Source organism: Paractinoplanes abujensis (genome assembly GCF_014204895.1).
GTDB classification, from domain to species: domain Bacteria; phylum Actinomycetota; class Actinomycetes; order Mycobacteriales; family Micromonosporaceae; genus Actinoplanes; species Actinoplanes abujensis.
Window position 1 is genome coordinate 63,757 of record NZ_JACHMF010000001.1, and the last position, 15,059, is coordinate 78,815.

Here is a 15,059-nt window from a genome sequence, read left to right on the forward strand (position 1 = left end):
GGAAAAGTGCTGCAGGCGGGGACGCGGATAGCCGATCGGTACGAGCTCACACAGCCGATCGGCAGCGGCGGCATGGGGCAGGTCTGGGCCGGCTACGACGAGCGGCTCGACCGCCCGGTCGCGGTCAAGTTTCTCAAGCCTGGCCTTGTGAACGAGGCGGACCGTCACGCGGTCGCCGACCGCTTCCGGCGCGAGGCCCGCGTCACGGCGCGACTCGATCATCCCGGCGTGCCCACGGTGCATGACACCGGGGTTTTCGGCGACGAGCTGTTCATCGTCATGCAACTCGTGCCGGGCACTCTCCTGAGCTACCTGATGGACGAGACGGGCCCTCTGCCGGTGCCCTGGGTCGCGGCTATCGGTGCCCAGATCTGCTCGGTGCTGGCCGCCGCGCACGCCGCCTCGCTGGTGCACCGCGACCTTAAGCCCAACAACCTGATCCTCGGCCCGGGCGGCCTGGTCAAGGTGCTCGACTTCGGCGTCGCGGCCGTCCTCGACGCCGACATGCCACGGCTCACCGTCACGGGCGACCTGCTCGGCACGCCCACGTACATGGCGCCCGAACAAGCGCTCGGCATGTCCTCGGTCGGCCCGCGGGCCGACCTGTACGCCCTCGGTTGCATCCTCTTCGAGCTCCTGGCCGGCAATCCGCCATACCAGGCTGACAACCCTCTCGGCATGCTGCACCACCATCTCGAGGCGCCGATCCCGCACCCGGCCGACGGCCGTGATGACGTGCCGTCTCAGCTGGACGACCTCGTCGTCGCCCTGCTGGCCAAAGACCCTCTAAAACGCCCAGAATCCGCGGCAGCCGTCTATGCCCGACTTTTGCAGTGGGCGGCCGGCGACGTGCCGGCGGGGCAGCGGGGGGTCGCGCCGGGTGGTGCGGATCCGACGTCGCCGTATCGGTTCCCCTTCGGGCCGTTACCGCGAGACACTGCGCCGACGACGCGGCCGCAGAACGCGGCGTCCGGTCCGTCCAGCGTTCCGAGCCTGGACGAGCTGCAGGACGTACGCGACCAGGCTCTCGCCCTGGCGGACGACGAACGTTTCGGTCAGGCAGCCGACGCCTTGGCGACGATGCTGCGGTACGTGGCGCCGATCTACGGGCAGCGGTCACCTGAAGTGCTCGAAGCACGCCTCGACTACGCGGGCATGCTGGTGCTGGCCGGAGATTACCGCACCGCTCTACCCGTGATCGAGCAGCTCATCACCGACCTGAGGGCGCGATACGGGCCGGACCACGAGCTGATCCGGGAGTGCCGGCAGCAGGTCGCGACGTGCCAGGCCGAGCTCGGGGAGGCGACGGAGGCGCTCCGAACCCTCAGGAGCTTGGCGGCCGACGATCCTGGGCCGGCGAGCTACCCGTTGCGCCATCAGGTTGCCCTGATCGAAGGCGGCCGCGGGCATTTCCGCGAGGCGTTGGAAGTCCTTGATTCGCTGCTGAGGGACATGCAGGCGCAACCGGGATCGGAGCCGTCCGATATCGAGGACGTACAAGCGGTCCGCGATCACTTGTCACGAGTTGCCTTGGCGGGTGGCCGGTAACCAGGCAGTCGGCGGTGGGTCGCTGGAGCCTACGGCGATGCATCACCAGTCCCGGACTCAAGCGGCTTCGTTGCCTTAAGACTCGTCCTCGTCCGGGGTGACGGCACCTCTGCCACGCGGACTGGTCGACCGAGTTCTGAAACGCGCCTTTCGACGCGTCACGTCGCACGGTCTTGCCCATAGCTCTTTCTGAAGGAGAATCGGGATAGTTCGGGCGCATTACACCCGAATCTCTTGCTGGCGCCAAGTATCGATCCTTTATCGATGCGCCATCTGTGCGGGATGACGTGATGAATGGCGCCGTTCTGAATGCGCTTATCGGCAGCGGCGTTCCGGTTCGTCCAGGGAATCGAGGTTCCTTAGTTGGCCTCGGGTTGCTGCTCTTCTGCTCGCAGTATCGCCTCCGCCAGCCCCACTAATGAACCCTCGCCGGGAAGAAACCACTGCGCGGTACCCTGAACGGCGATCGGCGCATTTTTCCATCCAGCTGTCGCCCAGATCCGCTGGACCAGGCCGGTCGGGGAGTAACGCTGCCCGTCCACTGCCCACAGGAGCGGTTTTGTGCGATGGTTCACCCACGTCGCCTGAGTCCGGCGTGAATCTCCCTCCAGCCACGACTGAATGGCTTGCCTTTCCGGTCCGCCGATCGGCCGGAATTCCAGAGGCGTGCCTTCTTTGATGCGCCCGGCATCCACCAAAATCGATACCGTATTAGGGCGCCGCGTACGTTGCCGTGGCGCCCGAGGGATGTAGCTGTCCGGGAGTGCCGGAACCGGCTTACCGGCCCGGCCGTCGGCCAGGATCTCTTGCGCAAGAAAGCTGAAGCGCTCGGGGTTTCCCAGTGTGCTTGTGATGAAAGAGGTCGTTCCATAATGCGAATCGACCGCGTTCACGAGTCGGCGGACCGCGTTCTGAGTGGCTTCCGGAGCCTGTGCCAACACGTCCTCCCACTCGAACTCGGGATTGTCGACGCCGTCGCGTCCCAGCTCCTGGAAGACGAGGTGAGCGATAAGGAACTCGCCATGCTCAGCAATTGAACCCGCGCGACCTTCCCATTGCGCCCGGCACTCGTGCAACGTGGTCCGAACAGCGCGGAGAAGCAGTACGGACCGCCAGATCTGAAGTGCAGAGGGCTGAGGGTGGAACAGCAGCCGGTATGCGCCGGCCGGGCCCTCTTCCCAGAGCAGGTCCGGATCACGCTTTGCTCGGACGGCCAATTCGGAATTGTGATGAGCGCATGCCAGAGCGATCGCCGCATGAACGACAGAGCAACCCGCCTCGGGCGGAGGTTCGATCTCGCCCCGCTTGATCGTGTATGTCTTCTGCAAGGTCAGCGCGAAGTCATCCCTGATATTGGATTGCACGGGGTCCAGTGCGACATAGTCACGTCGTTCGACGTGGTTCTGCGTGTTGGTGGCCTTGGTGATCTGGTTGGCTATGTCGTCCGCGCCTCTGCCCGTGGCGATAACTTTGACCGTCACGAAAGCAGCTTCCAGAGTCGCTGGATCGCGCTTCATCGCCTCCAGGGCCGCGGATACGGTCTGTGCCCCGTTGACTACGCTGGCATCGGTCAGCTTGAGGCTGATAGGGCCGTGCGGAGAGGTTCGCGCGAATGGCGTGGCTTCGATGCCTCTGCAGAGAATGGTGATGCCGTTGTTGTAGTAGAAGAAGCGGCTGGGTTCAACCTGCAGGGTCTCGACAACCGATTGGTTTACGCGCGTTATGCCAAGAGACTTGCGAATGTTCCCCTCAAATAGCCGATCGCCGTGTTCGTCGAGCCAGTCGGCTACTTCACCTACCGGAACGCTACCTGAGTAGGAATCGAACGGGTAAGCCCTGCGGAACCACTCCTGCATCTTCACCGTAAGGTCGACCTTGGGCGGTGTGATGCCGGCCTGCACGATGCCCCAAATCTCCGGCGCCAAGCAGACCTCGTAGTCGAGCATCGGTCCGAAGCCGTTGAACCGTGCGCATGCCTCGTCCAGACGTCGTGTGACATCTGTGGATAGGCTCTGGACCCCCATCAGTCCGATGAGAAGAGTGATGCGCGCGTCTTCTTGGTCGAGCACTCCCTTAATACGTGGTGCCAGTGCCTGCAGCTTGGCGTTTAGCGGGCTGTAGTCCTGGTGGTCTAGTTTTTCCAGCCCTTCTATCATCTTTAATGCATCGGCTACTCCTATACTCGCCTGGCCGTTCCGATTCCACTTCGTCTGGATCAGCCACAGCTGCGGATTGGCTTGACCGATAGCCACGGCGTCGATGCCGTAGTCATCGCGTCCGTCGACCACCAAATTTGCTGCCTCTGCTGCCTCGCAACCAGACCTCTGCTGGACGAGCATGGCGGCCAGTGCGCGGGATGCGAAGTTGCGAGCCTGCTCCCCGGGGTCCGGGTTAGTGATGTCCGAGATATCGATTAGGCCCTCAAACTCACGGCGCAATGCTGTTTCGATGAGTCTTACTTGGCGCGGCGCTGATGACGAGCTCGTGATGGGCCTGGAGGCATGCGATGAGGTCAACTTTCCCCCGAGTCGGTTAGCGCATCGTCAAGTGCCGTCGCCGTGGCACCCCCGGTCGAGGGCGGCGGAACGTCTTCCGTCCACGTTGGCACCTGCTGCAAGGTGAATCAAGTGCGGAGAGCTGGCCGGGGGTCGACAGGCCTTGACTGATCATGCCACGAGGACTCTGGGGCCGCCGCTTCCGCACACGCCTCAGCGACGAGGATCTCGCGTAGCCCGGGCAGGTAAGCGAGTCCAGTTATCAGCGCCGCGGCGGCAGTGGGCACGGCCACTATCCACCTCGGTCGGGGACCACCAGGGTCGAGGCCCACCGCGGCGAACAAGCTCCGGCGGTTTAGCTTTGGAAGCGGTCGCGGTGGGGACCCCTGACGTACCGAACGATCGGAAGTGCACCAGCGGCCACAACACCCTGACCAGATAGAACCATGCCTGCGCTATCGCGACCCGGCGATTCATCGCCGTGCCGCCGTCAGCGCCCAACCCGTGATCCAGCGCTACGCACGACCAGGCGCCGGCCCTCGCCAGGACGCTTCCTCTCCCCGGTTGGCTCATCGGTGCTCAGGTTGCAGCCGTCGCGTATGTCCGCCGTTACTGGACCGCGCCAGTTCCCTCACGGCGCAGGCGGTACGGCTAGTCGTGGATGAGCCGGCCGTCGCCCAGCCGCCCAGTCGTGCGGCGCGGCACTGGTACCCGCGACGAGGTCGTCCATCACCTCTCAGACGGTAGGGCAGATGTCGGCCACTCGTGCCTCGACGGGGTGGAGTAGGCCCCCGCCGGACGTACCAGCAGGTCATGTGGCGGTTCATGATGGCGCCGGAAGTGGTTGCCGTGTCGAGTACGGCAGCGTGTTCCGCCCTGGGGCAGGCCTACCAAGTGGCTGGGTTGATCGTCCCCGAATAGCTGGAGCTCGTAGGATCAAGGTCGAACCGAAACGGGAGGTGAAGTAGTCGATCATGGCCTATCAACCCATGACCCTGGTAGACCTGGCCGGCCACCTATCTCGCCAGCTTGACTCCAAGGTCCGATGGAAACATGTCTGGGAGTTTCTTGAGGAATATCGGTGGGAGTCGGCCGACAAGCAGGCTGAGCTACTCGTCCACGAGCCGCCCTTGACAGGTGACGCGCGGTGGGACGTTCTGCTCGGTGCGTTGGCGGAGCACCTTGCCGCGAAACTTGACCGATCGCCACCTGAATGGGCCAGGTCTCGTGTGCTTGCGACGCCGTGGTTTCCGTCCTCGTTGCCGTCGAAGCGGATGGAGGCGCTCGTCTGGGCGCCAGCAGCCTTTCGCAAGCATGGCGTCTACCTGTCCGTACGTGACCTGGATGCCGCATGACTGATGATGGACTTCTCGGCAGAGCCGAACTCGAGCGCGCTTTCTCAGCGCTGGGCGATCGTTTGGTCCGCCGAGGTGTCGTGGCCGACCTGTTCATCGTCGGCGGCGCAGCGATGGCATTGGCATACGACGCCAACCGCGTGACCAGAGACGTAGACGCTACGTTCGTACCGCATGGCGTCGTCCTGGAGGAAGCCCGCAACGTGGCAGACACGTTGGGATTACCGCCTTGGTGGCTCAACGAGCAGGCCAGCGCGTACGTCTCGACGCAGAATGACGCAGGAAAGCGTGAGGTATTCGACCACCCCGGAATTCGAGTGATGGCAGCGTCGCCCGAACACGTATTTGCAATGAAGGCATTCGCGGCCCGTAGCCGCGATGAGGACGACCTTCGCGCACTCGCGTCGATCATCGGTATATCGACGCTCAAGGCAGCGCTCGATATATGTGTTCAGTTCTTCCCTGACGAAGGCCTTTCGCCCAGGTCGCAAGCCATGCTTGAAGATCTGTTCTCCTCCTGATCACGTGAAGCGCGTGCAGTTCTGTCGGCGTGTACGACAGGCGCCGCACTTGACTGGCTGTGGTCACACCCCTGGTTACAGTGATGATCAGATTCTCCGGTATTGGGCGAAAGTTGGTGGCACTGCGGTGCCGTTCTGTCCTAATCTGAGTATTTAAAGGCACCTGCTGGCAGTGCTTAACCGAATTGTGACGCGACTGGGGGTCAAGGGGTCGCAGGTTCAAATCCTGTCAGCCCGACCGAGGTATTACACGAGGTCAGGTGCCGGGTCTTCGGTTACATGAGGATCCGGCCCTGGCTTCGGTGGGGACCACTTGGGGACCAGGACCGTCCGACGGTCGCTGAGCGGTAGTCCGCTACGGGGCCAGGAGGGTGCGTGCCGGAGTTCGAGGTCGAGGTCGACCCGAACCATGAGCACCTGGCCGAGATTTGCTTGATGTATTGGAGCACTACCGACGATGGTGCGTTCACCCACACGGTCAAGCATCTAGCGGACCTCTTTGGCGAGCCTTCGCATAGAATCAGCAAGATCGTTAGTAAAGCGTGTTTCGCCCGATCACTTCAACGTTGCTGTAGTGGATGCGAGCGAGGCTTTATTTACCGTTCTCGTGCACAATGGACGTCGGGTACACGCTATACGCCTGGTCGGTGTGAATCGTGCATTCAGGGCGAGCGACGACGGCTGGCGGAAGCACGCGAGCGAGCGGACGCAGAGCTGGTGGCCGCTATCCGGCGGCGGCACCAAGTCAGGGACGACGAGTCGTCAATACGTGCGGAAGATCTAGATATGCCGGCAGCCTTCGCCCTTGCCGCGCTGCTTGAGGACGCGGAAGAAGTCACCGAAGGTATTACTACGCCGGTTGTCGCCCGCGATGACCAACTAAGTCCAAGTTTGAATATGACGCGTCGTTAGTTAGCTCGTTGATCGACCAAGGGCTGTTGCGGGTGCACCCGTCGTCAACCTCAGACTCCTTCACTCGGAAAGAAGACGGGTCCCTCGGCGACGAGATTTATACCATGCGCGCCCCGTACTACATTCGAGGCGCTGGACCGCTCAACCTGCGCGTTGCCACCTATATAAGTAATTTCGCAAGCGTTTCGCCTCGCGAAAACTGGTCTGACCATTGGACTGATCAGTTCTCTGCCTTCTGGTTCGATGTGGCGGTGGCAGAGTGTAAGGCGTACCTGGTCTATATGCTCGATCGCCACGGCCTAGCATTCACGCCGGGGCAGAAGACGGACGACGTATTCCGGCGCGCTCTCAAGTGGTACTCGATCGGCCAAATGTACCGCTTCATCTGGAGGGCGGCCAAGGAGAGTGCTGCCTACTTCGCCCGCGAGCAGGTAACTGCGAAGCAGGCGGCTAACAGTGCCGTCACTAGGATCGTCGGATGCTCGACGGGTCGACTCGCAGCATCTTCGCCAACTCTTCCGTAGTGATCAGTTCGGCGTCGGTCGGGGCGGCAGGCTCGGCGCCATTTAACAGCCTGAGTCGCATGGTGAGTGCCTCCGTGGAGAGCGGGTCTGGGCCGCGCAGAACGGCCCTCGCGTCCGTTCTGCGTATGGGGTAGTTCAATTGGACGTGGGAGTGAATCCGTCTCAGCGGGCGTCTGAGCCGCCCGCTGAGAACGTTGTGGAGCCAAGATCTGAGCGTTCCTAGGGTGGTTGGATACGCCAGTTCGGCAGGGTGAATCTCAGCGGCCCGGCTTCGGGCTCGATCGTTGGACCCCCGTCCGTACGGCTTGTCGGGGGTGCTGGTGGAGGGGTCAAGCCGTACAAGCCGTACGCGACCTTCGTTTCCGCAGCTCAGACTGCGTACGGCTTGCAGGGGCCGCGTACGGCTAAGCCGTACGCGAGGCCGTCCGGTACGGCTTAGCCGCCAGGGTGGATTGTGCACGGACTGGCCTTGACCTGCGGTGATGCGGTTCTGCGGAGATCGCGTACGGCTTGGTGCGCGTACGGCTTGCCGGGGTGCTGGTGAAGGGGTCAAGCCGTACAAGCCGTACGCGATCTCCGTTTCCGCAGCTCACACCGTGTACGGCTTGCAAGGGCCGCGTACGGCTAAGCCGTACGCGACTGGTAGGCGGCGACCGGTGTACGGCTTAAGCCGTACGGTGCTGGAAAAGCCGTACGTTGTCTGAGCTGGAGTTTTGGGGGTCCGGGTACGGCTTGTAGGGCTCGGGAGCGGGTTTCTCCTCGGGCGGGCAGTAGCGCCGCCAGGCGTCCTCGAACGCGGTTCGGTGGAAGCCTTTGACCCGGCCGGTGGGCGGCTCGAACGTGATGTTCTCCGAGGCGATCTCATACTCCTTGAGCAGCACGCCGAGCTTCATCGCGGTCAGGCCGACGCCGTTGTACTCGGCCCACGGCCCCTCGGGTAACGCCTTGAGCCGCTCCAGCAGCACCGTGCTCGGCATGCCCTCGAAGCCGGCGAACACGGTGCGGCAGTCGATCAGGACCCGGAGGCGGTCGGAGTATTTGGCGTCGCCCTCGCGGGTGGCGTTGAGCGCTTGCGCGGCGCGGCGGGCGCGGTCGGGCCAGTTGGCGCCGGCGAGGTCGGCGACCGCGATCAGCGGCTCCCACGTGTCGGCGGCCCGGTCCTCCAGCGGCATCTCGGGTTCGGCGTTCTCCAGCTCGGTCAGGTTCGGCCGCAGCCATGAGGCCAGATCGGAGGCGAGGCGCCGCAGGACCGGGCCGTCGCGCTTGGACCGGAACGGGGCGACCTTCTCCGCGGCGGTGCGGCGGCGCATCTTCACGATCACGGCCCGGTCCTCGATCGTGTCGGGCATCGACCCGATCCCGGCCAGGGCGGCCATGCAGAAGGTGGGGATCTTTTCCAGCTCGCGGGTCTGGTGGTTCCACCGGATCGTCGGCCGGCCGCGCTGGTGGCCGGCGATGAGCAGGCCGCGAAGGTCCTCGTTGGCCTCGGCCTGTTTGCCGCCGAAGATCGTGTCGGCTTCGTCGAGCAGGATCGTGGGCGGGTCGGTCTCGGTGATCGAGCGGAAGATCGCCGCGGTGGAGGCGTTGACCGTCATCAGGGGCCGGTAGCAGGTGCCATCGACGACGTCGAGCAGCCGGGACTTGCCGCACCGCTTCTCCGGGGCCTTGATCACAAGGCGGGGTGCGTGGGTCCACGCGTCTTGTGCGTGGGTGGCGGCGATCCACAGCACGGTGGCGTCGAGTGTTTCCGGGTTCGGCATGATCAGGTATTTGGTGATGACCTGGTGGAGGCGGTCGAGGATGGCCGCTCCGTCGGTGGTCGGGTCGGGTTCGGTCATGCGGCTACCCCTTCGATCGGTACCGCCTGGGCGCGGAATCCGCCGGTGACCGCGGTGGTGATGTTGTAGTGGGACTGTTCGGCGCGCTGGCCGGCGGCGTAGAGCGCGGCCCATGCGTCGGCCTCGCTGATGACGCCGGCGGCGACCATGCGGGCAACCCCGCGCGGCGCCGTAGAGGGTGACCCGGCGCCGACCGGTCGGGGCGCGGTCGACGGCGCGTAGGTGTGCGGCGAGCAGGGCGGCGAGGTCTGAGATGAGCCCGCCGCTGGTGGCCGGGGTCAGGGTGGCCGGGGGGCTCACAGCCGGCGGCGCCTCCGGCGGCCGGCACGCGGCGATCAGCGGCGGGCTCATCTCAATCACCGGCCGGTCCCCGAGCAGCCGGTACGGGCGCCGGGTGCCCGGGTGGATCGAGGGCGGGGCTACGACGTACCCGCCGTCAGCCTTGACGTCGATACCGGGATGTCCGCGGTGATCGAGGTTCTTGACAAGCGGCCCGCCGGGGTCGCGGTAGTACAGGTGCCAGCCACCCGAGCCGGTGGCCACGCATCGAGTCGGCGCCATTAACTCGGGCACCAGTGCGCCGCCGTTGCGCGGGTCGATGTCGATCACCGCCAGCCCGGAGGCGGCGCCCGTACGGAGGGCCAACAGTCCGCCTCGGACGATCGCGTGCATGGCGCGGATCCGGTGAGGGTCGGTGGTGGCGGCGTAAAAGCCGTGGCAGGTCAGGTGCCCGCACCCAACCCGGTCGTGGTCGGGGTCGTCGGTAGAGCAGTCACGGCAGTTGGCCACGGGACGTTTGGTACGGCCGAGCAGGAAGACGGGCAGGCCCTCGCCGGCGAGGGCGAGCGCCGCGGACAGCAGCGGATCGGCGTCGGGCACGGCACGGGGATACCGACCTTCCGCGGCTATGCGAGCAGCGCGGATGGACGAACCGTGCTCGGCTCATGCTGGAGCTGCGAGGCGCCGCGCGTCGGATGAACCGTGGGCTCTTGCCGGACGACACAAGCCTGAAGCGGATGATCCGTGAATGGGTACACGGGCGACGCGGTCTCTCCCAGGAGTACGCGGACCTCTTCGCGGAGGTCTTCGGTGTGCCGTTCGCCGCTGGTAAACCGAGCACTGTGCCGCCCGCGCCGGTCAACGACAACGCGGACTTGGCTGCACGCCTCAGCGCCGCCGAGTCCCTGGATAGCCCGCTGGTGACGCTGCTAGAAGCGCAAACGGACTCCTATAGGGCGATCGACCGCCAGCTAGGAGCAGGGCGACTTTTGCAGCAGAGTGAGGCGCACGTTGCGCAGATGACGGACCTCTGGCGGTATGCCCTGCCCGGGCCGCATCGCGAAGCGCTGGCCGCCGCGGTCGCTGAGGCGTCAGCGTTGGCAGGCTGGCAGGCCCTTGATCTGGGCGACTCCCATAAGGCTTGGTCGCTGCATGAAACCGCGAAGTCGGCGGCGCGGGAGAGCGGGAGTCCATCGATCGTCGCGCACGTCACGGCGCAGCAGGCATATGCGCTGCTCGACCTCGACCGACCCCAACAGGCCGTATCGCTGATCCAGCACGCGCGAACGGGGGCCGGCGGTCAAGTACCGGCGATGCTTCAGTCGTGGCTCTGGGCTGCCGAGGCCAAGGCGCTAGCCGCATCCGGCGCCGCCGGTCCGGCGCAGGCCGCTCTCGATCAAGCTGGCCGCACGCTGTCCGGTCACGACTCAGACGACGGCCTTCCGTACCTGTTCCTCAATGATGTTCACCTCGCCCGTCGGCGAGGGCACTGCCTCGCTCGACTCGGCAAGGTGGAGGCCGTGCAGGAACCTACCGACGCCGTGAAGCGCCTCGATCCGACCTTCACGCGGGCGGCGGCCGGCCTCCGTTACGATCTCGCCCTGGCCTACTCCGTACGCGGCCACCACGAGGAAGCGCGGGCCGAGGCTCGCGTTGCTGAGGCGCTAGACGGGCTGTTCGGTAAGAAAATCAGCGCTGGGGAGGACAAAGTACTTCCGATTTGGCATCACATCTCTAAGGATGAGGTCGAACGGCAGGCGCCGATGCTCGGCGGTATTCTGGCACTCAATTCAGCCGTCATGACAATAGAGGAAATGGCGACTGCCCTTGCCGATGTAGTCAATGGCTAGGGAGGAGCGATATGGCCTCGGGCCTGGCCGGCAGTTAGACGAGGTCGTACGAAGTGGAGATGTGACGACGACGCGGTGACCAAGGCGCGGGGCCCACCCTTTGCCTAGATGCTAAGGCCTCTGTCGCATCGATCCGACTCTGATGTCAGGTGCCGGACCGCGGCTTCGGAGGCATACTATGCCGATGTCGGAGGATTCGGGCCGCCCATGGCGCGCAGGTCGGTGGCAGCGGGAACATGTTGCAGCGTGGCAGGAATGGCGTACGTCGACAACGTCGTTGTACCGCCCCCGCCTACTGCGTCTGACCGGGGTCACAAATGATCTTTTTCGTCAACGTCTACTCTGGTCGCCCACCGCTGCCCAGATTGTGCGCGAACTCGCAACTGTATTAGAAAGTTGCGACTCGCTCCGCTTTGAGTCGGAGGCTCATACCGTTCCGTACGCGATGTGGCATTTGGCCGATAGGTACGGCCGAGTAGCACAGGTATTGGATCGCCTCTGGCTTTACGGTCATATTCCAATGCGACGCAACGGTGTATCAGTTCTTGAGGTCGGCGCTGGTCCGGCCCCTGCGCTCTTCGCGATCTCTGATTTTTATGACGATCTGCGGGCTTGGCTTACATCGATTGAGGGCGCACCGGCGATATCGCCGGTGGCTGTGCCGCATTCTATTGACCGCGGAGCGGCATGGTCCTCCCTGCTACATGAAGTTTCCGAAATGCTCATGATGCGAGACCCTACGCATTCCGTGTCGGCGGTGCCTTTCAGAATTACATATAACGACCTTGCTGGTTTCTCAGTCGCTTCCCAGTATCAAGATGCGATACGGGAGAAAGCCTGGATGATTGAGAACGAGTTCGAACGCGCTGGAGAGGACATATCCTCTGAGTGGGCCCGAAAATTTGCGATGGAAGAAGGCGTCAACGTTCCTTCTCGCTACGACATCATAGTTCTCTGCAACTTCTTAACGAATACCTCGATGCCGACCAACTTTGAGGCGGAGCTTAAGGATCTCGCACAGTCTCTAACGCCAGGAGGGCTACTAATCGTTCTCGGCGCGACGCGTGGTTCGTATCCTCGCATCTATGGCCGACTGCACGAAATAGTAGCCTCGACGAGGCTTCGTCTGGTTGATGGGCTCGATGACCCAATCCAAGCGCACGAAGATACTTGGACTCAAAACATTGTAGGCGCGCATTTGCGAGCGAGCGTTGCGTTTGCTTCGGCCGCTGAGCCAGAGCAGTTCGCGCATGTTGCTGGCAAGTTGAAGAAGTATGCGCCGGGTGTAGTTGATCCGTTTGTCAAATTGCGTTTCCCCGAATTCCGAGCACTGGTTTGGAAGAATGAGTGGGAGTCTCGCCGGAGAGGCTAAATTCCAAGAAGGTCGGCGCTGTGGTCACCAATCGCACGGGCCCAGGGCTCCCAGCAGCACTGCTCGACGACCTCAAGAGTCCTCACGTCCTGTTGCGCGTCTACGCATGGGTCCTGTGCCGTCCGGGGCCATCTGGGGACCACACGTCATGCGCGTTGAAGCACTGACCGCCCGTCGGGTCACGTTAGCCGGTGGCTCGCATCGCGCGTGACGTGCGGAAACGTCTACTCCAACGGCCTGGGGGCCAAGGGGTCGCAGGTTCAAATCCTGTCAGCCCGACAGTGCGAAGATGCAGGTCAGAAGGCCGGTCCGGTTCTGAGGGCCGGCCTTCCGCGTGTCTTGTGGACTACGGGGGTCAAGCGCTCCGCGCGGTACTGCACCTTGACCGCTGGTCAAGCGTAAGTGGTGATCGCGAATGGACGCCATGGGCCGAGGCTGCTGGTGAAGCCGGTCCGTCACCTCGACTCATAGACTTGCCCCTTTGGCAAGTAACAGACGTCAATGCGACAAAGTTCTGGACGGCCTTTCAGGACCGAATGAAGATTCGCTTGTTAGCTGAAAGTATCTTTTTGATTACGGAGCGGAATGAGCAGTCCAGGGGAACAGTCTTCCGTGGATGCCCAAGAGAGCTATAAGGCAGTTACCAAGGATTACGAGCTAGCCTCAGATAGATTGAGGCAGGCTAAATCGACCCGTACGGCTTACTGGCTGATTCTGCTGTGTGGCGCAACGCTAGCGTTCCTGCTAGCATATTCCGTAGCTATCGGCCTGTGGCGAGATCAGCCTGTATTAACGCGTTATGTCGGTTTGCTGGCGCTGTTGATCCTATGTGTTGTTGGGGGTAGGCAGCTCGTCAGATTCCGCCGCGACATAGTCGGCCTGGATCTCGACGTGCGCAACCTGGGACACGATCGACAAACTGCAGCGACAAAAATTGAGCTAGAGTCTGTGCAATCGCTTCGGATATATCGCGAAGCCTCCCAGGACGTGGTCAATCAGTTCCGAACCCGAGCGGGTCGAAATCGCCGAATTCACAACTTCAACCAAGCGGTCGTAATCGTCGGATCAATCGCTGCTTCAACCACAACGGCATTGCTTGCTGAGGGGCACCCTCTTGGTTGGGTGGCGACCGCACTCACTACAACGGTCAGCGTAACTGCCGGACTTGCGGCTTACTTCAAGTTTCGGGAGCGTAGCTACAACCTGCAGTCGACGGCAGACGAGATCGAACGGAACTACAACGCCTCTCAGTTTCGCCTTGACGACTACGAGAATGACACTGACGAAGCTTCGCGTCTTCGCCGGTTCGCCAGGAACGTCGAGCGCCTCCGAGAGGAGCAGAGGAAACGTGAACTTCAGTTGGAGCAGTCGTCCGGCAAGACTGAAGAGCGTGCTTGATTTTCCACACGGCTATGTCAGGCGATGAACCTGAGCCGGCCGACCGGAAGGCATCATCCCGTTGTGGTAAGGATCAGATGAGGCCGCTGTCGTTGGCAGGCGTCATCCTTAGTGGCGCCACAGCATTGGCTATAGTCACAACTTCAATATTCGGTGCTGACGGCAAGGTAGGCATTATTGGTTCCGTCGTGTCGGTTCTCGCCGCGACAGTCGCAGGTGTCCTGCATCACGCTGTCTGGCGCCGAAAGTAGCCAGTCCGACTCTTCGCTGATCGATGTGCGTCTCGGCGTCGTCAGACCGGTTCCGGGGACCATTTGGGGACCGCACGTCATGCACACCTATGCGCAGCCACGCGTCCTTGACTCGCGGACGCACGATCCACATCGCTTGTGAAGTGCGCAGATGCATACTCCAACGGCCTGGGGGTCGGGAGGGTCTAGCCAAGATCCGCACGAGTCCGGGGAGTGCGATGCTACGTCCAGCAGATTCAGCGGATGAGCGCGATCATAGTGAGGATCATGCCTCCCACCGCTATCAGACCGTGAAAGCTGATCCAGAGCACGTACGTTCGCACTCTGCGGAGAACTGGGAACCTTTCGTTGTGCCGACGTACCGAATCCGACAGGATGGCGACGTTCGATTCACTGACGAATGATTCCATTATCGCACGGGCTCGGGTGATGTGGTATTCGAACCGTTCCCGATATTTGGCGGTTACAATCATGCCAAATACGCCGAGCACTGTAAGTGGAATGGTTAATGCGACCGTACCTCTCGTAATTCCACGTTGCACTGTTACTGCTATAAGGGCGGTTGCTACGATGAGAACTAGGTTAGATATGGTTGCTCGTTGGAGTTCGCTTTGCCGTGATTGTGCGCGCTGATCTTTCCAGTATTCAAGCCACATTTCAGCTTCGCCGGGCATCGCTTGAACCTCCTCTACCTCCCGAGGCCTGCACAGTAGCCG

9 protein-coding genes are annotated in these 15,059 nt (G+C 62.8%); 7 read left to right on the top strand and 2 right to left on the bottom strand.

Translation table 11 applies throughout. The features are described from left to right. Positions 1-6: 6 nt before the first annotated feature. Positions 7-1,548, top strand: coding sequence for a serine/threonine-protein kinase (locus BKA14_RS00290; protein WP_239093684.1), 1,542 nt, complete (start codon positions 7-9; stop codon positions 1,546-1,548). A 359-nt stretch (positions 1,549-1,907) separates the two neighbouring features. Here the strand turns inward: BKA14_RS00290 and BKA14_RS00295 are convergent, their stop codons facing one another. Continuing rightward, positions 1,908-3,836: an AIPR family protein gene (locus tag BKA14_RS00295; RefSeq protein ID WP_239093723.1), complete on the bottom strand. Its 1,929-nt coding sequence runs from the start codon at positions 3,834-3,836 to the stop codon at positions 1,908-1,910. A 1,181-nt stretch (positions 3,837-5,017) separates the two neighbouring features. Here BKA14_RS00295 and BKA14_RS00300 point away from each other — a divergent pair. From BKA14_RS00300 to BKA14_RS00310, 3 genes are all read left to right on the top strand, one after another. Next, positions 5,018-5,398, top strand: a complete 381-nt coding sequence (locus BKA14_RS00300; protein ID WP_184948951.1) for a hypothetical protein — start codon at positions 5,018-5,020, stop codon at positions 5,396-5,398. After that, complete coding sequence (locus tag BKA14_RS00305; RefSeq protein ID WP_184948952.1) at positions 5,395-5,919, top strand: DUF6036 family nucleotidyltransferase; 525 nt, start codon at positions 5,395-5,397, stop codon at positions 5,917-5,919. The genes BKA14_RS00300 and BKA14_RS00305 overlap by 4 nt, the downstream gene beginning before the upstream one ends. A 375-nt stretch (positions 5,920-6,294) precedes the next feature. Further along, positions 6,295-6,831: a hypothetical protein gene (locus tag BKA14_RS00310; RefSeq protein ID WP_184948953.1), complete on the top strand. Its 537-nt coding sequence runs from the start codon at positions 6,295-6,297 to the stop codon at positions 6,829-6,831. A 1,189-nt stretch (positions 6,832-8,020) separates the two neighbouring features. Here BKA14_RS00310 and BKA14_RS45650 read toward each other — a convergent pair. Next, complete coding sequence (locus BKA14_RS45650; RefSeq protein WP_438861866.1) at positions 8,021-10,072, bottom strand: DUF3631 domain-containing protein; 2,052 nt, start codon at positions 10,070-10,072, stop codon at positions 8,021-8,023. A 65-nt stretch (positions 10,073-10,137) separates the two neighbouring features. Between BKA14_RS45650 and BKA14_RS00325 the strand changes: the two genes are divergently transcribed. The 3 genes from BKA14_RS00325 to BKA14_RS00335 all read left to right on the top strand — a co-directional run bounded on the left by BKA14_RS00325 (position 10,138) and on the right by BKA14_RS00335 (position 14,092). Next, the gene (locus tag BKA14_RS00325; protein WP_184948955.1) at positions 10,138-11,322 is read left to right on the top strand and encodes an NsdA family TPR-like regulatory protein; all 1,185 of its coding nucleotides are present in this window, start codon (positions 10,138-10,140) and stop codon (positions 11,320-11,322) included. Positions 11,323-11,842: 520 nt separating this feature from the next. Beyond that, positions 11,843-12,694: a hypothetical protein gene (locus tag BKA14_RS00330; RefSeq protein WP_184948956.1), complete on the top strand. Its 852-nt coding sequence runs from the start codon at positions 11,843-11,845 to the stop codon at positions 12,692-12,694. 612 nt (positions 12,695-13,306) lie between these two features. After that, positions 13,307-14,092, top strand: a complete 786-nt coding sequence (locus tag BKA14_RS00335; protein WP_184948957.1) for a DUF4231 domain-containing protein — start codon at positions 13,307-13,309, stop codon at positions 14,090-14,092. Positions 14,093-15,059: the final 967 nt, after the last annotated feature.